Genomic DNA, 22,702 nt, shown 5'->3' with positions numbered 1-22,702 from the left:
GCACCGCATGAAGATGAAGATCGCCCTTGGCCTCAAGGCGCTTGCCCTGGCGCTGGCTCTTTCCGCCTGCTCCTCCGGTTCCAACGAGGACGTGAAGATCGGCTTCGTCGTGAAGCAGCCCGAGGAACCCTGGTTCCAGGACGAATGGAAGTACGCCGAGCAGGCGGCCAAGGAGAAAGGCTTCACCCTGGTGAAGATCGGTGCGCCCGACGGCGGTCAGGTGCTGACCACTATCGACAACCTGAAGGCTCAGCATGCCCAGGGCTTCATCATCTGCACGCCCGACGTGAAGCTGGGTCCTTCGATCGTCGCCAAGGCCAAGGCCGATGGCCTGAAACTAATGACCGTGGACGACCGCCTCGTCGATGGCTCCGGCAATCCCATCGAGTCCGTACCGCACATGGGCATCTCCGCCACGAAGATCGGCGAGCAGGTCGGCCAGGCCATCGCCGACGAGATGAAGAAGCGCGGATGGAAGCCGGAAGAAACCGGCGCCCTGCGCATTTCCTACGACCAGTTGCCCACCGCGAAGGAACGCACGGACGGCGCCATTGCCGCGCTGACCGCCGCGGGCTTCCCAAAGGACAACGTGGTCAACGCGCCGCAGGCCAAGACGGATACGGAAAACGCCTTCAACGCCGCCAACATCGCGATCACGCAGAATCCGAAGTACAAGCACTGGGTTGCCTTCGGCCTGAACGACGAAGCCGTGCTCGGCGCGGTGCGCGCAGCAGAAGGTCGCAACTTCCGCGCCGACGACATGATCGGCGTCGGCATCGGTGGCAGTCAGTCTGCCCTCAACGAGTTCGAGAAGGCCCAACCGACCGGCTTCTTCGGCAGCGTGTTGATCAGCCCGAAGCGCCACGGCTATGAAACCTCGGTGAACATGTACGAGTGGATCAAGAACGGCAAAGCACCGCCGCAGCTCACCCTGACCACGGGCAAGCTCATCACTCGCGACAACGCTGCCGAGGTGCGCAAGGAGATGGGGCTTTGACGACGAGCGGCAGCCCACGCCTCGAGTTCCGCCACATCGGGAAGACGTTTCCCGGTGTGCGCGCGCTCGGTGACGTGGGCTTCCAGGTGCGCGCCGGTAGCGTGCACGGCCTGCTCGGCGAGAACGGCGCCGGCAAGTCCACGATGATGAAGATCCTCGGCGGGGAGTACATACCCGACGAGGGCGAGGTCGCGATCGACGGACAGGTGCAGCATTTCCGCAGCGCCGCCGACGCCATTGCGGCCGGCGTCGCCGTGATCCACCAGGAGCTCCAGTACGTGCCGGAACTCTCCGTCATGGAGAATCTCCTGCTCGGCCGGCTGCCGACGCGCTTCGGCTTCGTCGATCGCCGTCGGGCCCTGGCGTGGACGCGCGAGCGCCTGGACGCTCTGGGCGTCGACCTCGATCCCCGCGCGAGGCTCAAGCAACTGTCGATCGGGCAGCGCCAGATGGTGGAGATCGTTAAAGCCATCCTGCGCGATGCCACCATCCTCGCCCTGGACGAACCCACCAGTTCGCTCTCGCACCGGGAAACGGACGTGCTGTTCCGCCTCGTTCGCGATCTGCGCGCGCAGGGCAAGGCCATGATCTACATCTCGCATCGCCTCGACGAGATCTTCGAGCTGTGCGATGCCGCCACGATCTTCCGTGACGGGCGCAAGGTGGCGGACTTCGACACGCTCGAAGGCGTCACCCGCGACACACTCGTGCAACGCATGGTCGGCCGCGAGATCGACGACATCTTCGGTTACACGCCGCGCGCGCAAGGCGACGTGCGGCTCTCGGTGAAAGGCGTGGCAGGGCGCGCCGTACCGTTGCCGGTGAGCTTCGACGTCCGGGCCGGCGAGATCGTCGGCTTCTTTGGCCTGGTGGGTGCCGGGCGCTCCGAGATCATGCGGGTGATCTACGGTGCCGACCGCCGCACATCAGGCGAGGTGCTCGTAGACGGCAAGCCCATCCGACCCTCGCACGTGCGCGACGCGATCCGCCACGGCCTGGTGTTCTGCCCGGAGGACCGCAAGGAAGAAGGCATCATCGGGGTGCGCTCGGTGTCGGAGAACATCAACATCAGCGCACGGCGCAACCATCTCGTCGCCGGCCTGTTCGTGAACGACCGCAACGAGGCACGCACTGCCGATACGTATATCGATCGCCTGCGCATCCGCACCCCGCATCGTCGCCAGGAAATCCGTCTTCTTTCCGGCGGCAACCAGCAGAAAGCCGTGCTCTCGCGCTGGCTGGCGGAAAAAGACCTGCGTGTGCTGATCGTCGACGAGCCCACCCGCGGCATCGACGTCGGCGCGAAGAACGAGATCTACAACGTGCTCTACGAACTCGCCGCGCGCGGCGTCGCCGTGGTGATGATCTCCAGCGAATTACCCGAAGTGCTGGGCGTATCCGACCGCATCGTCACCATGTGCCGCGGCCGTATCACCGCACAGTTCGACCGCGCCTCGGCGACTGAGGAAAACGTCCTCGCCGCCGCCCTGCCCGAAGGCGCGGGATCCACCGCGATAAGGAACGCCTGACCCATGACCGAGCCCAACGCCGCCGCCATCGTGCCCCAACGCGACACGCGCGAAGAGCGTCGCCGCGCCCTGCTCTGGCAGATCGTCGACGACTACAGCCTGATCGGCATCTTCGTGGTGCTGTTCGTCGTGCTCAGCGCGACGGTGCGCTATTTCTTCTCCTGGGATAACGTCGTAGGCCTTGCGCTGTCGGTCTCGCAGATCGGCATGGTGGCATGCACCATGATGTTCTGCCTCGCCTCGCGCGACTTCGACCTTTCGGTCGGATCGACCGTGGCCTTCGCTGGCGTGCTCTGCGCGATCGTCTCCAACGCGACAGGCAGTGTGGCGATAGGCGTCGCGGTGAGTCTCGCCGCCGGCGCGCTGGTGGGCTTCGTCAATGGCGCCGTGATCGCGAAGCTGAAGATCAATGCGCTCATCACGACGCTGGCGACCATGGAAATCGTTCGCGGCCTCGCCTTCATCGCGTCGCACGGGCAAGCCGTCGGCGTGACCAACGAGTCCTTCTTCGCGCTCGGCAGCGCCGAATTCATCGGCCTGCCCGTGCCGGTATGGGTCACCTTGGCCTGCTTCGTGGTCTTCGGCGTGCTGCTCAACAAGACCGCCTATGGGCGCAACACGCTCGCCATTGGCGGCAACCCCGATGCCGCACGCCTGGCCGGCGTCGCCGTAGACCGCGTCCGCATCGCCATTTTCCTGATCCAGGGCCTCATCGCCGCACTGGCGGGCGTCATCCTCGCTTCGCGCATCACCAGCGGCCAGCCCAATTCCGGCGAAGGCTTCGAACTCAACGTCATTTCGGCCTGTGTGCTCGGCGGCGTGTCGTTGATGGGCGGCCGCGCGAGCATCAGCGGCGTGCTCGTTGGCGTTCTCATCATGGGGACCGTGCAAAATGCCATGAGCCTCATGAACATCGATACTTTCTACCAGTACCTCGTCCGCGGCGGCATCCTGCTCGTCGCCGTGCTCGTGGATCAGCTCAAGAACCGCAGGCAATCACGCTGATGACCGACGCCTTCAAACCGATATCCGCCCACCGCCAGGCCCACGCCGAAGGCGTGATCTGGGACGACCACCTGCAACTCGTACGCTGGACAGACATTGCCGCCTCGCGGCTCTACGCATACGACCCCACCACGGGCCACATCACCGAGACGGCGATGCCGGCGCGCCTGTGCTGTTTTGCACTCACCAGCGAACCGGGCGTGCTGCTGCTGGCGCTGGAAAAGCAACTCGCCCGCTACGACACCCGCGACGGCAACCTCAGCGTGCTCGAGGACATCGAGCCCGACCTTGTCGGCATGCGCGCCAACGACGGCCGCTGCGACCGTGCCGGCCACTTCATCTTCGGTACGCTCAACGAGCGCGGCCCGGAAAAGACCGCCTCGTTCTGGCGCTACAGCGCCGATGGCAAGCTCACCCGCCTCGCGCTGCCCAAGGCCGCGATCACCAACAGCATCTGCTTCAGCCCCGATGGCGGCACGATGTACTTCACCGATTCGCCCACCGCGCAGATCATGGCCTGCGACTACGATGCCACGAGCGGCGAGATCGATCGCATCCGCGTGTTCGCGGAACTGGAAGCGGGGCATGAGCCGGACGGCTCCACCGTGGACGCCGATGGGTTCCTCTGGAATGCCCAGTGGGGCGCCTCGCGCGTGGTGCGCTATGCGCCCGACGGTAGCGCGGATGCCGTGATCGATCTCCCCGCACGCCAGCCAAGCTGCGTCAGCTTCGCCGGCAGCGCGCTCGACCGCATGGTCATCACCTCGGCGCACAAGGGGCTCGACGCCGCCGTGCACACGCGCGAGCCGGACAACGGCGCGATCTTCATCGGCACGCCGCCACGGGGTCGCGGCCTGCCGGAGGCCCGATACGGTCAGGGGACGCGCGCATGAACCGCCGCCCCGATCCGCGCATCACGCCGCTGCCGCGCCTTGCGGGAAAGGTCGCCATTGTCACGGGCGCCACGCAGGGCATCGGCGCCGCCACCGCGCACCTGTTTGCCATGCACGGCGCGAAGGTCGTCCTCAACGTGCTGGAAGACAATGCGCAGGCCCGCGAGACGCTAGCGAGCCTCGACACCCAGGATGCCATGCTGTTCGAGGCCGACGTCACCCATCCCGACGCGGTGACACGCATGGTGGCCGCCGCAACGGAGCGCTTCGGCGCACCCGACGTGCTGGTGAACAACGCCGGCATCAACGTCTTCAACGATCCCCTGTCGCTGAGCGACGACGAATGGACGCGCTGCTTCGAGGTGGACCTGAAAGGCGCCTGGAACTGCGCGAAGGCGGTGCTGCCCGGCATGCTCGAACTGGGACGCGGCAGCATCGTCAACATCGCTTCGGTCCACGGCCACAAGATCATTCCGCACTGCTTCCCGTACCCGGTCGCCAAGCACGGGCTGATCGGCCTGACCAAGGCGCTGGGCATCGAGTACGCCGCGCGGGGCATACGTGTGAATTCGATTTCGCCGGGCCTGGTGCTGACGGCTATCGCCGAGGCGGGCTTCGCCGCCGCGCCCGACCCCGAGGCGGAGCGTCGCCGGCAGGAGGCGATCCTTCCGAACAAGCGCATCGGCGAGCCGGAGGAAATCGCTTATACCGCGCTGTTCCTCGCCTCCGACGAAGCACGCTACATCAACGCCGCCGACATTCGCATCGACGGCGGCCGTTCCCAGCTCTATCACGAGTGACGCCCATGGCCTGGCCTACCGCTCTTCCGCTCATCGCCATCCTGCGCGGCATCACGCCCGACGAGGTCGTCGCCCACGTCGCGGTGCTGCTCGCGGCAGGCTTCGACGCCATCGAGATACCTCTCAATTCGCCGGACTGGCAACGCAGCATTCCTCTGGCGCTGGATGCCGCGGACGATCGTGCGCTGGTCGGTGCCGGCACCGTGCTCACGCCGGACGCCGTAGATGCCGTGGCCGACCTCGGTGGCCATCTGCTGGTCACGCCGAACACCGATCCTGCGGTGATCCGGCGCGGGCGCGAACGCGACATGTACACGTCCATCGGGTTCAGCACGCCCAGCGAGGCGTTCGCTGCCCTCGCAGCGGGCGCGCAGTCGTTGAAGCTTTTTCCCGCAGCGCAATGGGGGCCTGGCTACGTCAAGGCGATCCGCGCGGTACTGCCGCCGGACATCCCCTTGCTGGCCGTGGGCGGCGTCACGCCCGAAAACATCGGGCAGTTCCTCGATGCCGGTTGCATCGGTGCGGGCCTCGGCAGCGATCTGTACAAAGCAGGCCAGCCCATCTCGCGCACACGCGAACGTGCGCAAGCCTTCGTCAAAGCCTATCGCGCGGTATAAGCATGAAGATCACCCGCATCACTACCTACCGCGTGCCGCCACGCTGGATGTTCCTCAAGATGGAAACCGACGACGGCGTCGTCGGCTGGGGCGAACCCGTCGTGGAAGGTCGCGCACGCACGGTGGAAGCGGCGGTGCATGAACTCTCCGAGTTCGTCATCGGCAAGGACCCCTCGCGCATCAACGATCTCTGGCAGGCGATGTACCGCGGTGGGTTCTATCGAGGCGGCGCGGTGTTCATGAGCGCCATCGCGGGGATCGACCAGGCCCTGTGGGACATCAAGGGCAAGGTACTCGGCGCGCCGGTCTTCGAACTGCTGGGCGGCCGCGTGCGCGACCGCATGAAAACCTATTGCTGGGTGGGCGGCGATCGACCGGCTGACATCATCGCGCAGATTCGCGAACGCATGGCGCACGGCTTCGACACGTTCAAGATGAACGGGTGCGAGGAAATGGGCATGATCGGTTCGAGCAAGGCCGTGGATGCTGCCGTCGCGCGAGTGGCGGAAATCCGCGAAGCCTTCGGCAACACGATCGAGTTCGGTCTCGACTTCCATGGCCGCGTTTCCGCGCCGATGGCAAAGGTTCTGGTGAAAGAACTGGAGCCGTTCCGCCCGCTCTTCATTGAAGAACCCGTGCTGGCCGAACAAGCCGAATACTATCCGCGCATCGCGGCACAGACCGCGATTCCGATCGCGGCGGGGGAGCGCATGTACTCGCGCTTCGAGTTCAAGCACGTGCTGGAACGCGGCGGCATCGCCATTCTCCAACCCGATCTCTCTCATGCCGGTGGCATTACCGAATGCGTCAAGATCGCGGCCATGGCCGAGGCGTACGACGTGGCGCTTGCGCCGCACTGCCCATTGGGTCCGATCGCCCTGGCGGCGTGTCTGCACGTGGACTTCGTGAGTTGGAACGCCACGTTGCAGGAACAGAGCATGGGCATCCACTACAACCGCGGCGGCGAAGTGCTCGACTACGTGCGCAACACGGAGGCCCTGGCGCTCGACGAAGGCGGCTATGCGCGCCCGTTTACCGGCCCCGGTCTCGGCATCGACGTCAACGAAGAACTGATCGTGGAGCGCAGCCGCGAAGCCCCCGACTGGCGCAATCCGCTGTGGCGCCACCCGGACGGCTCGGTGGCCGAGTGGTAAGGGCGTCGCGCTAGGGATCGATGACGCGCAGCTCGCCGGGCTTGAGCCCGTCCAGACGATAAGACCCCACGGCTTCGCGAATCAGGCGCAGCGTGGGCAGTCCCACGGCTGCCGTCATGCGGCGCACCTGGCGGTTACGACCTTCGCGCAACACGATGCGCAGCCACGCATCGGGCACCGTCTTGCGAAAGCGCACGGGCGGATCGCGAGGCCATAGCCAGTCGGGCGCATCGATTGCTTCGGCGCCGGCCGGCAGCGTCGGTCCGTCGTTCAAGGTCACGCCATGGCGCAGGCGGTCGAGCGCGTCTTCCGTCGGCACGCCTTCGACCTGTACCAAATACGTCTTCGGTTGCTTGTGCCTCGGATCGGCCAGCCGGTGTTGCAGCCGTCCGTCGTCGGTCAGGAGTAGCAGCCCTTCGCTGTCCTGGTCGAGCCTTCCTGCGGCATACACGCCCTTCTGCGGCACGAAGTCGGCCAGCGTGCGTCGGCCGGCTTCGCCTGTGAACTGGCAGAGCACCCCGAAGGGCTTGTTGAGCGCCAGCAGCACTTACTTCGAGGTAGCGGGCTTCACGAAGCGCAGCGTCATGCGGTCGGACTCACCGATCGCCTGATATTTCGCCTTGTCCTTGTCGCCGAGTTCGAACGTGGGCGGAAGCGTCCACACGCCCTTCGGATGCTGGTGGTCGTCCTTCGGATTCGCGTTGATCTCGCTCTGCCCATCCAGCTTGAAGCCGGCGTCGGTGGCGAGCTTGATCACGTAGTCGGTCGGCAGATAGCCGGAATTGACGACCTCGTCGAGCTTCTTGCCCGCATCGGCACGGTGATCCTCGACACCCAGCACGCCGCCGGGCTTGAGCACCGCATAGAACGCTTTGAACATCGCTTCCGCACTGCCGTCGGCAGCCCAGTTGTGCACGTTGCGGAAGGTCAGCACCATGTCCGCCGAACCGGGCGCGCCCAGCACCGGCGCCTTGTGGTTGAACTCCAGCAAGGTGGCCTTGCCGTACTGAGCCGGTGCGAACGAGAACTTCTTGCGCAGCGCGTCGGTGCTCTTCGAGCCGGCTTCGACAGCACCGATGTAATGGCCGTTGTCGTGCAGGAACGGCGCGAGGATCTCCGTGAACCAGCCGCCCGACGGCCAGATCTCGATCACGGTCATGTCCGGGCGAATGCCGAAGAACGTCAGCATCTCGCGAGGATGGCGATACACGTCGCGCGCCTTGTTCTGCGGCGAGCGCCAGCTGCCGGCGATGGCCTGATCCAGTTGTGCCGCGCTCACCTGCCCGGCGCTGGCGGGCGGGGTGGCATTGGCCGGCTGGTCGTTCTGGAAGGCCTGGGCGCCGAAGGACGCAGCAAGGGCGATTCCGTTGGCAATGAGGAACCTCTTAGTGAACTTCGTCATGTCGGCACCGCAGGCAGGGATGGAGGCGGGAAGGCTAGCACGACGACACCAGGCGGCAAGATAAGGTTCATCGTGCGAGTCCGGGGCGCTGTCTGGATACTTCGGTTCATTGCCGCGTGGCGGCATGTGTCCAGCGGCTGGAGCTACCGCTGGCTCGTGCGGTGAGGCCAGAGCCTTCGGTGCCCCCCCTCGCTGCTTCAAACAGGTCCTCCGCGTTCGAAAAGGATGGCCGCTGGCGCGGCCCATGTACCTAGTGGCCTTCGGCCGCTCTCTTGTGCGGAACTCGCCTCGAGGGGGGACACCGAAGACTCCCACGATGACTGAGGTCGCGTGTTGGGAGAGCCGCAGACTGTAGCGCTGCGAGCCCCCGACCGGACGCCCGGGTCCGCCGCGGCGCAAGCCATAAGACAGGGAGCCGCGAATCGGCGAAGCCACCCCGGACGGGACTCGCGGTGGGTTTTGAGATAACGCATACACTTTCTCGCCCATCATGACGGTCCTACCGCGTCGGAATACCCATGCCCTTGCCCACTCTCCGCCCCTTGGCCGGCGGCATCCTCATCGCGCTGTCTACGGTGGCGACCGCGCAGGATGCCCGGCTGGCACCGATCGTCGTGACCGCCACGCGGAGCGCGCAATCGCCGTACGACATTCCTGCCGCCATCGACGTCGTCACGACGCCGGAAGATGGCTCGCTGGACGTCAACCTGTCCGAGCGCGTGCAGACTATTCCCGGGCTCGTCGTACGCGACCGCCAGAACTACGCGCAGGATGCACAGGTCTCCATTCGCGGCTTCGGCGCGCGATCCACGTTCGGCATTCGCGGCGTCAGGCTCTATACCGATGGCATCCCCGCGAGCATGCCCGACGGCCAGGGGCAGGTCTCGCATTTCAATCTCGATTCGGCCGAACGCATCGAAGTATTGCGAGGCCCGTTCTCGGCGCTGTACGGCAATGCGTCCGGCGGCGTGGTGCAGGTCTTCACTGCCGACGGTAGCGATCCGCCGGAACTCCGCTTCGGCGTGGCCGGGGGCAGTAACGGCAATCTGCGCACTTCGGTGAACGCCCGCGGCGTGGACGGACCCGTCGACTACAACATCGATTTCACCCACTTCCGCACCAGCGGCTACCGCGATCACAGCGCGGCGCGGCGCGAGTCGGGTAACGCGAAGATCGGCTGGAAGCTCAACGAGGACGCGAAGCTCACGCTCGTGCTCAACGCACTCGACGTTCCCGACGCGCAAGACCCGCTCGGTCTGACGCATGCGCAGTTCAAGGCCGATCCGCGCCAGGTTGCTGCCGTGGCGGACACGTACGACACGCGCAAGTCGGTGGACCAGCAGCAGGTCGGCCTCATCTACGACCAGCGGATCGACGCATCGAACAGCCTGCGCGTGATGAGCTACTACGGCCAGCGCGGCGTGACGCAATACCTTTCCATTCCGGTCGCCACGCAGGTCGCCCAGCGGGGTAACTCGGGCGGCGTGGTGGACCTCGACAACGAATACGGAGGTGGCGACGTGCGTTGGACCTGGCGCGACACGCTCGCCGGTCGGCCGTTCGAACTGGCGGCCGGCGTGGCCTACGACAACCAGGAACAGCATCGCCAGGGCTACGAGAACTTCGTGGGCAATCAACTCGGCGTGCGCGGCGCAAAGCGGCGCGACGAGATCGACCGCGTATTCGACTTCGATCAGTATGCTCAGGCGACGTGGCGGGTGGCGGACGATTGGACGTTGATGGGCGGCGTACGCCACAGCGAAGTCCGCTTCCGTTCGAGCGATCGATACATCGCGCCGGGGAACCCGGACGACAGCGGTACGGTGCGCTATGCCGCGACCACGCCGGTGTTCGGGGTGCTTTGGCGCGCGACGCCATGGCTGCACGCCTATGCGAACTGGGGCCGCGGATTCGAGACGCCGACGTTTTCCGAACTGGGTTATCGCGCCGATCGGGGTGCCGGTCTCGCCTTCGACCTTAAACCCTCGCGCTCGCGCAATGCGGAAGTGGGTCTGAAACTGCGGCCGTCCGTGCGCGTGGAGGCAGGCCTGGCGCTCTTCCGTGCCGACAGCGACGACGAGTTGGCGGTCGCCACCAATCTCGGTGGTCGTACCACGTACCAGAACATTGCGCGGTCGCGACGGCAAGGCATCGAGGCGTCGTTCAACGCCGAGCTTGCTCACGACGTGCATCTCGTCGCTGCGTACACGCGGTTGCAGGCGAGCTTCCGCACGCCCTTCCTGACCTGTGTCTCCGCCGGCTGCGCGGCGCCCGACACCCCGGTGCAGGCGGGCACGCGCATTCCTGGCGTGCCGCGCGCGACAGGTTACGCCGCGCTGAAACTCGGAGGCGAGGTGGGCTGGCAGGCGGGGCTCGACATGAATGCGATGGGCGCCACGTCGGCCAACGATCTCGGCACCGCCTCCGCGGCGGGCTACGCCTTGTTCGGCCTGTCCGGCGGCTACGTATTCGACAACGGACCCTGGCGCGTAAACACCTTCGCCCGCGTAGACAACCTCGCCGATCGGTATGTGGTCGGCTCGGTCATCGTCAACGACGGCAACGGACGCTACGACGAGCCGGCGCCGGGTAGAACCTTCCTGGTCGGCGTGGACGTGCGCTGGCGCTGAGGCGTCAGCCCGAGATGGCGAGGCGGTCCGAACGGTAAAGCTGTGCGGTCCCCCATACCGCCAGCGCCGCGGTGACGAAACCACCGGCAAGGCAAAGGCCCATCTGCCACGCAGGCATGCCGTCGCCGCGCAGCAGTTGCACGATGCCGAGGTTCTGACCGAGCAGCGGCACCGCATACATCCATGGCTCCGCGCGCACCGGGATCACCGAAAGCAAGGCGCTCGGCAGCACGGGGATGATCATGAGGATCGACAGGTACGTCTGCGCCTCGCGATAGCTCTTTGCGAACGCCGAGACCAGCGATTGCAGTGCGGCGAGCAGCAGGATCAGGGGCAGCATCAGCAAGACGACCTGCGATCCGAAACGCCACCCGAGATCCAGCGCAATACCCAGCTTCTCGGTGGGAATGAACCACGGCGCCGTGGCGAACGCGGCCACGCTCAGCAGCAGGCTCACGACGGAAAAGCTGCAGATCGCCCCGAGTTTGCCGGCGAGGATCTTCCAGCGCGCAACCGGATTGACGAACAGCGGCTCCAGCGACTGACGCTCGCGTTCGCCCGCGGTGAGATCGATGGCGAGGTACATGCCGCCAAGGAACACCGTCAGCACGAAGAAGTACGGAAGGAAAGAAAACATCAGCGCGGAGCGCGACTGCGACGTCGCCTGGTCGCGATCGGCTACCTGTACCGGCCAGGCCGTCGTCGGTGACAGTCCACGGGCGATCAAGCGCATCGCGCCTTCGCGCTTTCCGTAGCCTTCCACCACGCTGCGCACGCGCATCACCGGCGTTGAAGCGTCGCGTCGCGAGGAATCGTAGATGAGCTCCACCTGCACCGGTTGCCCGTTTTTCCAGGCCGCGGGATAGCTCGGCGAAATGCGCACCACGATATCCGTCCGCTGCTCGCGCACGGCGTTCTCGGGGTCGGAGAGCGGCGCGGCGGCGTCGATCCCGGCGCTTTTCAGCGCCGCGACGAGATTGGGCGCGAGATCCGCGCCGACGATGGGGACGGCCAGCGGTCGATCGGTCTTCGCCAGCTCGCGATTGACCATGACGTTCATCAGCATGATGAACATGACCGGCCCCAACAGTGGGCCCGTGATCAAGGCATTGATCAACGTGCGACGATCGCGCAGGTTCTCGCGAACTTCTTTCCAGTAGACGGCGGTGAATGCGCTCATGCGGCAAGCCCCTCGTCGGTACCAATGATCTTCACGAAGGCATCCTCGAGGCTGGTCTCGCCCGTCTGCGCCAGCAGCGCATCAGGTGATTCGTCGGCAACGACCCGGCCGTGCGCGATCACCACGATGCGATCGCACAGCGCAGCCACCTCCTGCATGATGTGGCTGGAGAACAGCACGCAACGCCCCTCATCACGAAGCTGGCGCATGAACCGGCGCATGGCGCGGGTAGCCATGACGTCGAGGCCGTTGGTGGGTTCGTCGAGCAGGACGTTGCGTGGGTCGTGCACCAGCGCACGAGCGATGGCGGTCTTGACGCGCTGTCCCTGCGAAAAGCCTTCGGTGCGTCGCGCCGCGATGTCGCGCATTTCCAGCGCGTCGATCAGCGCTTCGCGACGCTGTGCGAGCAGAGCGGCGGGCATGCCGTGCAGGCGACCGAAGTAATCGATGTTCTCGACGGCCGTAAGGCGCTTGTACAAGCCCCGCGCATCGGGAAGCACGCCGAGCTGGCGCCGCACCGCGAGCGGGTCGGTCGAGGCATCGATGCCGTCGACGAGCACTTGCCCGGAATCTGGCGTCATCAACGTATAGAGCATGCGCAGCGTGGTCGTCTTGCCGGCGCCGTTGGGACCGAGCAAACCGGTGATTTCGCCATCGCGCGCGGTGAAGCTCACACCGTTCACGGCGCGCACATCACCAAAGGCCTTGTGCAGATCCTTTACTTCGATCATGGCGTGGCTCCGTTGAAACCGACGAAGACGGGCAGCGGGGCAAGGCGATCCAGGCAACTCGCATCGAGTGTCTTGGCGTCGGCCTTGTCGATGAAGCGATCGAGCAACCGCGGCATGCAGCCGCGCGTGACGACGCTGTGGCCCTGCCCCTTCAGGACGAGATGACGGCCATTGGGCAGACCCTTGAGCACCTCGTCGCCATAGCGCGGTGGGGTGACAGGATCGAATTCGCCGGACATCAGCAGAGCGGGCACGTTGCTTTTGAGCGGCTCGTGGAAGTTGGCCGGCCGCACGCCATGCGGCCAGACCGAGCAGGCGGCGCGAAATGCCTCGATCATGCCCTCACCGAGAATCGTGTCCTTGTCCTGCGGTCGCGGGCTCAGCAGGTCGGCATCCTCCGAACAGATCACCGAGTACTGCATGCCGCCGTCCATCGTGTCGCCGAGGTCGCCGGTGAGCAGCTTGGCCTGGCCGAGCAGCGGACCGACGTCGCCGCGCGCGGCGGCATCGATCGACAGCGGGAGCAGCGCCGCCGTTTCCGGCGAATAGGCAAACATGCGCACCACCGTGGCAAGCGAGTATTCGCTGAGCACGCGCTGCACCGACGCGTAGTTCTGCGGATCGCGGAAACTCACCTTGTGCGGATTGGCGCGTAGCGCGTCGCGCAGCTGGTAAAGCGTCTGGTAGGGATCCCCGAAACGCTCGCGACATGCGGCGTTGGCCGAACAGCGTGCGAACTGCGCCTTGAGTGCCGCATCGAGGTTCACCGCGAAGTCCTCGCCGAGCACGAGACTGTTCGGCGCGATGCCGTCCAGGATCAACGTGCGCAGACCCTCGGGATGGCGCATGGCGTACTGCTGGGCGACGCGGGTGCCGTAGGAGACACCGAACAGGTCGAACTGCGGGGAGCCCAGCGCACGGCGCACGTCTTCCAGGTCAGCGACGGCATCCGTCGTGGTGTAGAAGCGCACGTCTGCATCGCGCGAAAGCTGATCGAGACACGCGCGCGTTTCCTTGCGCACAGCCGCCGCGTCAAAGTTGCTCGTGTCCTCCGCGCCACCGGGAACGCCCGGCTCGTCGTTGCGGCAGCTCAACGGATGCGAATCGCCCGTGCCGCGCTGGTCGAGCAGAAGCAGGTTGCGATGCGCCAGCAACGGTGCCATGGCCGGTGCGATCACCGGATAGCTTTCGGCCGCGGATTGACCCGGACCGCCGGCAATGAACGCCACCATGTCCGCCGCGGGTACCTGCGCGCTGCTGCGCACGATGGCGAGGCGGAGCGCGATCTTGCGACCCTCGGGGTGCGCACGATCCTCAGGCACGTTGAACCGTGTACACCACGCCGCGGTGGACAGACCCGTGTGCGGCTGCGCCAACTCGCAGGGCTTCAGTTCCAAGGAACCGACCTGCCAGACGCGCGGCGGCGCCGGCTTTGTCGCGGCGGGCGTTGTGGGTGGCTCGGGTGAACCGCCGTCGCGCGATTGCATGGCGTGCCGTCCAGCCAGGACGGCTACGGCGATCGCCACTACGATGGCGAACCGTGGCGCTGATTTCATGCCGTCATTCCCCTGGGATGAAGATGGCTTCGATAGGCAGGTCGAAGAGCCTGGCGATCTTGAAGGCAAGCGGCAGGCTGGGATCGTACTTGCCCGTTTCCACCGCGTTGACCGTTTGTCGTGACACGTCGAGCTGTTCGCCGAGGTCCGCTTGCGACCAGCCACGCATCGTGCGCAATTCGCGTAGCCGGTTGTTCATTGCGCGTGGTAATGCCGGCGCACCGCGCACTTCGCCACGCCGAAGCAACCCATCAGCACCGGCAACACCCAGATTGCCACGGACTCCGCGGAGGGGGGCGGGAGCACCTTTGCGTTCAGCAGCATGCCGTAGGTGAAAAAGCCGAAGCCGCCGATACCACCGCCGATCGCGATGGCTTCCAGATCGATACGCCGTTCGAATTCGTCCTGATCGCGGATCACGCGCACCATGGCGCGAATGACGAAGGCAATCGGCACGACGGGCAACATCGTGACGAGGGCTCGGGCCCAGGTACCTTCCAGCGTCTTCAGCCAGGTGACGGAAACCAACAGCAGGATCACGTAGGCGAACATCGCGGGAAAGAACTCACGCAGATAACGCTTGTGGACAGCACGCATGCGAACGACCTCAGGAGGGTGGAGTCAAGTACGCTTGACACATCCTGAGGCCGTTCGCGGGGTCATGTCAAGCACCCTTTACAAGCGGCTTGTACCGGTCTCCTGTGCCAGCGATGTCACAGCGCGACGGTCACGCCAAGCCGAGCCGTGCTCCCGGACTCCCCGCCGCGGGTTCGGCGCATGCGGGCCGTCGTGTCCACGGTCGCCGTGACTCGCGCCCCGAGTTCGAAGTGAGCGCCGACGGCGAGGTCGATGCTGCGCCCCGAGCGCCCGGTGCTAAGGGGCTCGTCCGAAAGCCGCAGCGTGCGTCGTGCATCGTGCGTGGTCGCGTAGCGCAGGTCCGCATACGGCGACCACGCGTGCAACGTGTTTCCCTTCGGTTCGAATGCCAGGGACACCCGCGCACCGAAGCGTGCCGTCAGACGCTCCGGCGAACCCGCCATCACGTCGATGCCGTCGTGATCCATGGCGCGCGTGAAACGCAGACGCTGCCAGAGCAACGCAGCCCCGGGTTCGACGCGCATTCGCTTGGTCGGTTGCCAGCCATAGGCCATGGCGAGGCTCGCATCGCTGGCGTTCGCGCGCAGGCGCGGCAACACCTCGCCCCGCGATGGCGTACGTACGTCGATGCGGTAGTGGGTAAGCGCGTAGCTCGATGCGAACGACCAGCCGCTTTCCGTCGCCAGCACCGAATGCCAAGCCAGGCCGCGTGCATTGGCGTGAGCGGTGCTCGTGCCGTCTTGCGCACGGGGCGATACGTGCGTGTTGCCGAGCGAGGCCGTCATACCCATGCGTAGCGTCGCGTCGGCAGAGCCAAGCACCAGAAGATCGCCGCCGACCTGCAAGCCGCTATCACGACGCTCGTAATCGAAGCCATACGATGCGAACGGCAGATTGCTGCGGTAGGCGACGTCGCCGCCGAATGCGCGAACATGCCATGCGGGATCGCGCGATCCATTCGTCCGTTCCGCCTGCACTGCGTCAAGCGACGCCTGGCCGTAACCGAACAGTGCATGCGGGAGTACCAGATACGTCGGCACCTGCGGCGCGAGCGCCGCACGCGAGCCGCCACTTCGGCTACGTGCTTCGACATGCGCACTCTGCAGGCGGTAATCCCAGTAACCCTTCCCCTCGCCCTCGACCACACGCTGCGCCGCGTCGCTGCGCCCCGGTTCATAGGCCTGCAGACGGTACTGCCACGGACCGACCGCGACATAGCCACCCGCGAGGCGGAACGTATCGGCGCGCGCGCTGCCCGAGACCTGAGCCAGACTGATGCCGTCCTTGGGTCCGTTGCGGCCATTCCAGCCTGCCGTCGAAGCACCCGTGCCGCCGACGTTGGTGACGTGAAGAAGCGTCTGACCTGAGGCATCGCCATGGACCAGCAGACGATCGGTGGCCTGCCGCTGCAGCGGGCCACCGGCATCGAGCCGCACGCCGAGCGTGACGCCGACAGCATCCGGCGAGGCCTGCCACGAACCCACGCGCAAGGTGTGGAACTCGGCCCCCGAGCGATCGAAAACGATCTGGCCGGCCTGCTCCAGGCGCACCGCCTCGACGTCGCTGTCGCGGGTGAGCGTCCAGGTGCCGTCCACGACGGACAGCGAACTCACGCGACTTGCGGCGCCTCGCCACGTGCCCTCGGCCAACGCGACGTCCAGCGGCGCCGGACCGCTGCGCACGATGTCGCCTTCGAGCGTGCCTCGGCGGGCGTCCAACGAGAGACCGGTATCGCCGCTTTGGACGCGACCACGCACCGTCGAGCGATCGAGCACGACACGCGCTGTACCGCCCGTGCCCGCACGCGTATCGATGGCACGACCATCACGCGCATCCAGCACCGTCTCGCGAACCTGCGCCTCGCCACCGGAGATCGACAGGGCCATGGCCTCGGCGCCCTGCATCGTCACACGGCTCCGCTGCGCGATGAGACGCGACGCGTCGTCGCTGACCAACAAGCCCGTTCCGCCACTTGCCGAGTGAATCCGTACCTCGTCGAGCAGCGCGAAGCTTCCCGACGTCGTGGCGACGCCCAGACCGTTGTCGGCCGAGAGGTTCACGCGGGTGCGGCGCAGGTTCAACATCGCGTTGCGCTGCGCCTGAAGCCCTACACCCCACGTGCCGGGCAGATCGACATCGCTGTCCAGCAGCGATACATCAGCCCCGTGCGACGCAAGCACGCCGTAATTTCGATGTCCACGCACGCCAGCGCCATCGTTGGCGATCCTGACACCTTCCGCGTCCAGCGTTGCGCGCTCTCCCACGGTCACCGCCGTCGTGCGTGGTCCGGAGGTACGCACCACGTCACCGCTGTCGAGCAGTAGCGCCATGCCGTTTTCGACGAGCAGCTCCTGTGCTCTCGGCGCGGCGACCGCTGGTGCGGCAAGTGCCCCCGCAAGCGCGACGGCCAACGCGCGGCGCCCATACGACTTCATGTCCATGACGATTTCCCTGCTCTACGAATGAGGCAGGAAAACTAGTCACCATCGCTCACCGTGTATGTCGGCGCACGACGCTTTGGGCGTAGGAATGCCCAGCGACCGCTCCACGATGAAAACGTTCAATCGGGGTCGCGCGACCAATCCCCGCGGCGTGGCCGACCGGTATGCCGCGGCCCGGCCTTGCGCTTCAGGCGCGCTTCGAGCGTGGCCGCCTGCTCTTCGCGCTCGTCGTGCAGCTTGAGGTAGTTGCGCCAGCGCTGGGGCGACAGTTCGCCCGAGGCAAGCGCCGCCTGGATCGCGCAACCCGGTTCGTTGCCGTGGCTGCAATCGGCGAAGCGGCACTGCGCGGCAAGAGCCTCGATGTCCGCGAAGAGATCGAGGTTTTCCTCGCCCGTGAGTTTCAGCTCGCGCATGCCGGGCGTGTCGATGAGGCAACCGCCGGTCGGCAGACGAAGCAGCGCGCGATGCGTCGTGGTATGCCGACCGCGGCTGTCGTGCGAGCGCACGGCGCCGGTGGCCATGCGCTCCTCACCCAGCAGCGTGTTCGTGAGCGTGGACTTGCCGGCACCGGAGGAACCGACGAGCACCGCACTCATGCCCGGTCCAAGATAGGCCGCCAGGAGGCCCACCGTCGCCGGGTCCTTGGCATTGATGGCATGCACAGCCGCTTCGGCGGGCAAGCGTTCGGTAAGCGCGGCCACCGCACCTTCGACGTCCACCGCCGTGTCGGCCTTGCTCAACAGCACGACAGGCCGTGCACCCGACCCTTCGACGAGCGTGAGGTAGCGTTCGATGCGGGCGGGGTTGAAGTCGCCGTCGAGGCCGGTCAGCACCAGCACGTAGTCGATGTTGGTGGCGATGATCTGCCGTTCGTAGCGTTCGCCGGCCGCGGCACGCGTGAGCACCGAGCGTCGCGGCAGCACCGCTTCGATCACTGGATGGCTCGCGTGGTCGAGGAAAACGAAGTCCCCCACGGCCGGGCGCAGCGACGGATCGAGACCGCGTTTCAGGAAGGGCCCCGCGGGCTGCGCATTGAAGGCGGACGAGCCGTCGTGCAGTTCGTAACCGGCCCGATGCTGCGCGACCACGCGCGCGAGGCGGCGTGGATCGTCAGGCAGGGCGGGATCGCGCCAGCCGATATGGCGCAGGCGCGCCAGGTCCGAGAAGTGTTCCATGGGCGCGATTATGCCCTCTCGGCGCCCGTTTTCCGCCTCGCGGGCGCGCAAGGACGCTGTTACGATCCGGTGACGGCGGCCGGGAAAGGGCCCGGCCGCACCTTCGGAAGACGTCTACGTGTCCTCGATCAAGCCCAGCGCGCACCTGGCGGAAGTGCGTTACGAGATCCGTGGCGCCCTGACCCGGCGCGCGCGCGAGATGGAAGCGGCAGGACTGCCGATCATCAAGCTCAACATCGGCAACCCCGGTCGCTACGGCTTTTCCGTGCCGCCACACCTGCGCGAGGCCATCGGCGCGCACCTCGTGGACAGCGAGGCCTACGGGCACGAGCAGGGTCTCGAAGAGGCACGCGAGGCCATCGTCGACCAGCAGCGTGCGCGCGGTGCGATCGGTGTCGAAATGGAACGCGTGTTCATCGGCAATGGCGTCAGCGAACTCATCGACATTTCGCTGCGTGCCCTGCTCCAGCCGGGCGATGAAGTGTTGCTGCCGAGCCCCGACTACCCGCTGTGGAGCGCGGCCACCATCCTCAACGATGGCAACCCGCGCTATTACCGCTGCCTCGCCGAGAACGGCCACCTGCCCGATCCAGACGAGATCGACGCGCTGATCGGGCCGCGCACGCGTGCGCTCGTGCTGATCAATCCGAACAATCCCACGGGTGCCGTCTATCCGAAGGCGCTGCTGGAGCGCATCGTGGAGGTGGCGCGGCGACACGGCCTGCTGCTGCTCTGCGACGAGATCTACGACGAGATTCTGTACGACGGCACGCCATTTCAGCCCCTCGCGGCGGTCGCGGGCGACCACCCCTGTGTCAGCTTCGGCGGCCTGTCCAAGGTGCATCGCGCCTGCGGCTATCGGGTCGGCTGGATGAGCCTGTCGGGCGATCCGAAGCGCACCGCCGCCTATCGCGATGCCTTGCAACTGCTCGCGGCACTGCGCCTCTGCGCTAACGTCACGGCACAGTGGGCCGTCCGCCCGGCACTGCTCGACGCCCCCACCATCGGTGCCTTGACCTCGCCGGGTGGCCGCCTGCACGAGGCCCGCCGGGTCGTGCTGGAAAGCGTGGCAGCCAGTCCGTTCCTCGACGTCGTCGCACCGGGTGGCGCGATCTACGCGTTCCCGCGGATTCGCGCCGACGCCCTGCCCCCATTCGACGACACGGCCTTCGCGCTGCGCCTGCTGGAAGACGAAGGGGTGCTCGTAGTGCCCGGCACCAGCTTCAATCTCGCCGCAAGCCGGCACCTGCGCCTCACGCTTCTTCCGGAGCCGGCACAACTGGCCGAAGTCTTCGTGCGAATGGGGCGCGTGCTGGCGCGCATGGCGGACGAGGCGCAACCTGCGGCGAGCGCGGTGGCCTGAGGTGGCGCCAGTTCGTTTTCTCGCCCTCGGCGATTCCTACACGATCGGTGAAGGCGTAACGGAAGCCGGCCGTTGGCCTGTGCAACTGGTCGCTCGCCTGCGCGAACACGGCATCGCGGTCGACGCGCCACGCATCGTCGCAACCACCGGCTGGACCACCGACGAGTTGTCGGCCGCCATGGATGATGCCGCACTGAAACCCGGCTGGGCCCTGGTCACGCTGCTGATCGGCGTGAACGACCAGTATCGCGGACGCCCCGCGGCGGGCTACCGGGAGCGGTTCCTTGGTTTGCTCCGACGTGCCGTCGATCTGGCCGGCGATGTGCGCCGTGTCGTGGTCGTTTCCATTCCCGACTGGGGCGTCACGTCGTTCGCCGAAGGGCGCGACCGCACCGCCATCGCGAACGAGATCGACACCTTCAACGCCATCGCCCGCGACGAAACGCTGCGGGCGCATGCGCGCTGGGTGGACGTCACGCCGACCTCGCGCGACGCCGCGGCAAACCCCGGCATGCTCGTGGATGACGGGCTGCATCCGTCCGCTGCGCAGTACGCCAGGTGGGTCACGCTGATCGCTCCCGCGGCCGAGGCGGCACTGCGCGAACGCGGTACACCGAACGCGGCGTAGCGATCACCGCAACCTCGCTGCAACACCTTCGCCACGCGGCGGTTACCTCATGGCCCGAGACTGGGGACCCGGGACCACTCCCGGGAACCTTCCATGGCGAAGCTCACCTGCCGCAGCGCCTTCATCTCCGACGTGCACCTCGGTACGCCTGACTGCAAGGCGGCCTATCTGCTCGATTTCCTTCGCAGCCTCGACTGCGAGCGCCTCTACCTCGTCGGCGACATCGTCGATCTGGAAGCGCTCGGTAAGCGCCACTGGTGGCATGCGGATCACACCGCAGTGATCGCCGAACTGGTCGCCATCGCCGCGCGTGGGGTGGAGGTGATCTACCTGCCCGGCAACCACGACTACCAGTTACGCGGCCTGGCCGGCTCCAGCCTCGCGGGCATCCGAGTGGAACTGGACGCCATCCACGAGGGCGCGGACGGTCGGCGCTATCGTGTGAGCCACGGCGACGAATTCGATCCCGAGCACGTCGGCCGGCGCTGGATCTCGTGGCTCGGCGACACGCTGCACCGCTTCATCTGCTGGGCAAACCGTCGCGTGCATGCGGTGCGCTCGCGCCTCGAACTGCCCTATCTGCCGCTGTCGATCATCCTGAAGTCGCATGTCGGCGCGGCGCTGGAATACATCCGCGGCTACGAACAACGCGTGGCGAACGACGCGCGCGAGCGCGGCTTCGACGGGCACATCTGCGGACACATCCACTTCGGTCACGTCCGCCCGATGGACGGCGTGCTCTACCTGAACGACGGCGACTGGGTCGAGCACTGCACCGCGCTCGTGGAGGACTTCACCGGCGCCATGGAACTCATCCACTGGACCGAACAGGTCACGCCGCTGGGCCGGGTCAGCCGGGAAACCGTGCTGCCTTCGCCGGAAGCCGTGCTGGGTTTCGCTCCGCTGGCCGACTGCCGGGCCAACCTCTCGGCCCTGCGCGGGGCGGCTCCCGCCCTGGACGATCTGGCGTCGCTGGTGCGCTGAGGCCGGGCGCCCAGGCGCCTGGCCGGTTGAAACGGGGCGGAACGGGCCCATGTGCGGTGGATGCCGGTAAAATGGCCCCCTTTCCTCCGCGGTGACCCCCATGGCCCTTGATACTCCCACCCGCGAGCGCATCGAAACCCTGCTCGGCCAGCACGACGTCGTGCTGTTCATGAAGGGCACGCGCCAGCAGCCGATGTGCGGTTTCTCCGCCGCGGCAATCAATACCCTCAACGACGTGATCCCGAGCTACCACACGGTGAACGTGCTCGAAGACCCGGAGATCCGCGAGGGCATCAAGGAATTCGGCCAGTGGCCCACGATTCCGCAGCTCTATGTGAAGGGCGAACTGGTCGGCGGATCGGACATCATTCGTCAGATGTACACGAGCGGCGAACTGCACACGCTGTTCGGCCAGGCCGCACCGGACCGCACGCCGCCGGAAATCACCATCACCGAGAAGGCAGCGGAAGCCATTCGCGGCGGCATGGCCAACGCACAAGGCATGGCGCTGCACCTGGAGATCGGCCCGGACCATAGCGCCGGATTCCAGTTGGCGCCGGCAGGCGACCACGACATCGTGACGGTCGCCAGCGGCATCGAAGTCCACTTCGATCCGGGCAGCGCTGCACGCGCCAACGGCATCGTGATCGACTGGGTTTCCACCGTGCAGGGCGAAGGCCTGAGCCTCAAGTTCCCGGGCGCCGCCGAGATCACATCGATCGGCGTGCAGGAGCTGAAGGCGAAGCTCGACGCGGGCGACGTGGTGCTGGTCGATACGCGCCCGGCGCACAACCGCGCGATGGTCGAACCGATCGCGGGCGCGCGCATTCTCGAAAACGAAGGCTACGAGGCACTGGGCCAGCTCCCGAAGGACACGCCGATCGCCTTCATCTGCAACGTCGGCGTTTCCAGCCGCGCCGCCGCCGAGCGCTTCGCCGCGCACGGCTTCACGCAGGTGTTCAATGTCGAAGGCGGCATGGACGCCTGGATGCGTGAGATCGGCGGCTAAGCCTGCCGCAT

General features: G+C 66.4%; 21 protein-coding genes. 12 read left to right on the top strand and 9 right to left on the bottom strand.

Translation table 11 applies throughout. The features are described from left to right. Positions 1 to 7 precede the first annotated feature (7 nt). The 7 genes from IM816_RS01670 to dgoD are packed head-to-tail and all read left to right on the top strand — an operon-like array spanning position 8 to position 6,995. Positions 8 to 997, top strand: a complete 990-nt coding sequence (locus IM816_RS01670) for an arabinose ABC transporter substrate-binding protein (RefSeq protein WP_250339535.1) — start codon at positions 8 to 10, stop codon at positions 995 to 997. Continuing rightward, complete coding sequence (araG, locus tag IM816_RS01665) at positions 994 to 2,526, top strand: L-arabinose ABC transporter ATP-binding protein AraG (RefSeq protein WP_250339534.1); 1,533 nt, start codon at positions 994 to 996, stop codon at positions 2,524 to 2,526. The genes IM816_RS01670 and araG overlap by 4 nt, the downstream gene beginning before the upstream one ends. Before the next feature lie 3 nt (positions 2,527 to 2,529). Next, positions 2,530 to 3,531 carry an L-arabinose ABC transporter permease AraH gene (araH, locus tag IM816_RS01660; RefSeq protein ID WP_250339533.1) on the top strand — a complete coding sequence of 334 codons (1,002 nt, stop codon included), beginning with the start codon at positions 2,530 to 2,532 and terminating at the stop codon, positions 3,529 to 3,531. Further along, positions 3,531 to 4,424, top strand: coding sequence for an SMP-30/gluconolactonase/LRE family protein (locus tag IM816_RS01655; protein WP_250339532.1), 894 nt, complete (start codon positions 3,531 to 3,533; stop codon positions 4,422 to 4,424). The genes araH and IM816_RS01655 overlap by 1 nt, the downstream gene beginning before the upstream one ends. Next, complete coding sequence (locus IM816_RS01650; protein ID WP_250339531.1) at positions 4,421 to 5,224, top strand: SDR family oxidoreductase; 804 nt, start codon at positions 4,421 to 4,423, stop codon at positions 5,222 to 5,224. Before IM816_RS01655 ends, IM816_RS01650 begins: the two co-directional genes overlap by 4 nt. A 5-nt stretch (positions 5,225 to 5,229) precedes the next feature. Further along, positions 5,230 to 5,841, top strand: a complete 612-nt coding sequence (locus tag IM816_RS01645) for a 2-dehydro-3-deoxy-6-phosphogalactonate aldolase (RefSeq protein WP_250339530.1) — start codon at positions 5,230 to 5,232, stop codon at positions 5,839 to 5,841. Between the two features lie 2 nt (positions 5,842 to 5,843). Next, positions 5,844 to 6,995: a galactonate dehydratase gene (dgoD, locus tag IM816_RS01640; protein WP_250339529.1), complete on the top strand. Its 1,152-nt coding sequence runs from the start codon at positions 5,844 to 5,846 to the stop codon at positions 6,993 to 6,995. A gap of 10 nt (positions 6,996 to 7,005) precedes the next feature. On the opposite strand, the gene IM816_RS01635 is transcribed toward dgoD, so the two are convergent. Then, positions 7,006 to 7,542, bottom strand: a complete 537-nt coding sequence (locus IM816_RS01635) for a pseudouridine synthase (protein ID WP_250339528.1) — start codon at positions 7,540 to 7,542, stop codon at positions 7,006 to 7,008. After that, positions 7,543 to 8,397 carry a class I SAM-dependent methyltransferase gene (locus tag IM816_RS01630; protein ID WP_250339527.1) on the bottom strand — a complete coding sequence of 285 codons (855 nt, stop codon included), beginning with the start codon at positions 8,395 to 8,397 and terminating at the stop codon, positions 7,543 to 7,545. A gap of 518 nt (positions 8,398 to 8,915) precedes the next feature. On the opposite strand from IM816_RS01630, the gene IM816_RS01625 reads away from it, so the two are divergent. Continuing rightward, a complete protein-coding gene (locus IM816_RS01625; protein WP_250339526.1) occupies positions 8,916 to 11,027 on the top strand; it encodes a TonB-dependent receptor family protein in 2,112 nt (703 codons plus the stop codon). A 4-nt stretch (positions 11,028 to 11,031) separates the two neighbouring features. On the opposite strand, the gene IM816_RS01620 is transcribed toward IM816_RS01625, so the two are convergent. From IM816_RS01620 to rsgA, 7 genes are all read right to left on the bottom strand, one after another. Beyond that, entirely contained in the window at positions 11,032 to 12,207 is a 1,176-nt protein-coding gene (locus IM816_RS01620) for an ABC transporter permease (RefSeq protein WP_250339525.1), read from the bottom strand. Next, entirely contained in the window at positions 12,204 to 12,938 is a 735-nt protein-coding gene (locus tag IM816_RS01615; protein WP_250339524.1) for an ABC transporter ATP-binding protein, read from the bottom strand. Before IM816_RS01615 ends, IM816_RS01620 begins: the two co-directional genes overlap by 4 nt. Then, positions 12,935 to 14,494 (bottom strand): alpha/beta hydrolase, encoded by a 1,560-nt coding sequence (locus IM816_RS01610; protein ID WP_250339523.1) that lies wholly within the window; start codon positions 14,492 to 14,494, stop codon positions 12,935 to 12,937. The genes IM816_RS01615 and IM816_RS01610 overlap by 4 nt, the downstream gene beginning before the upstream one ends. A 4-nt stretch (positions 14,495 to 14,498) precedes the next feature. Continuing rightward, complete coding sequence (locus IM816_RS01605) at positions 14,499 to 14,693, bottom strand: helix-turn-helix transcriptional regulator (protein WP_072323897.1); 195 nt, start codon at positions 14,691 to 14,693, stop codon at positions 14,499 to 14,501. After that, on the bottom strand, positions 14,690 to 15,091 hold the full coding sequence (locus IM816_RS01600; protein ID WP_250339522.1) for a hypothetical protein: 402 nt from the start codon (positions 15,089 to 15,091) through the stop codon (positions 14,690 to 14,692). Before IM816_RS01600 ends, IM816_RS01605 begins: the two co-directional genes overlap by 4 nt. Before the next feature lie 116 nt (positions 15,092 to 15,207). After that, positions 15,208 to 17,532, bottom strand: a complete 2,325-nt coding sequence (locus IM816_RS01595) for an autotransporter outer membrane beta-barrel domain-containing protein (protein WP_250339521.1) — start codon at positions 17,530 to 17,532, stop codon at positions 15,208 to 15,210. Between the two features lie 119 nt (positions 17,533 to 17,651). Further along, positions 17,652 to 18,707, bottom strand: a complete 1,056-nt coding sequence (gene rsgA, locus IM816_RS01590) for a ribosome small subunit-dependent GTPase A (protein WP_250339520.1) — start codon at positions 18,705 to 18,707, stop codon at positions 17,652 to 17,654. 118 nt (positions 18,708 to 18,825) lie between these two features. Here rsgA and IM816_RS01585 point away from each other — a divergent pair, with 118 nt between their 5' ends. The 4 genes from IM816_RS01585 to grxD all read left to right on the top strand — a co-directional run bounded on the left by IM816_RS01585 (position 18,826) and on the right by grxD (position 22,691). Then, positions 18,826 to 20,070: an aminotransferase class I/II-fold pyridoxal phosphate-dependent enzyme gene (locus tag IM816_RS01585; RefSeq protein ID WP_250339519.1), complete on the top strand. Its 1,245-nt coding sequence runs from the start codon at positions 18,826 to 18,828 to the stop codon at positions 20,068 to 20,070. Position 20,071: 1 nt separating this feature from the next. Then, entirely contained in the window at positions 20,072 to 20,698 is a 627-nt protein-coding gene (locus IM816_RS01580; RefSeq protein WP_250339518.1) for an SGNH/GDSL hydrolase family protein, read from the top strand. A gap of 93 nt (positions 20,699 to 20,791) precedes the next feature. Further along, a complete protein-coding gene (locus tag IM816_RS01575) occupies positions 20,792 to 21,682 on the top strand; it encodes a UDP-2,3-diacylglucosamine diphosphatase (RefSeq protein ID WP_250339517.1) in 891 nt (296 codons plus the stop codon). 100 nt (positions 21,683 to 21,782) lie between these two features. Continuing rightward, positions 21,783 to 22,691 (top strand): Grx4 family monothiol glutaredoxin, encoded by a 909-nt coding sequence (grxD, locus tag IM816_RS01570; protein ID WP_250339516.1) that lies wholly within the window; start codon positions 21,783 to 21,785, stop codon positions 22,689 to 22,691. Positions 22,692 to 22,702: the final 11 nt, after the last annotated feature.

Source organism: Luteibacter flocculans (assembly GCF_023612255.1).
GTDB classification, from domain to species: Bacteria; Pseudomonadota; Gammaproteobacteria; order Xanthomonadales; family Rhodanobacteraceae; genus Luteibacter; species Luteibacter flocculans.
This window is presented reverse-complemented; position numbering and strand designations above follow the sequence as displayed.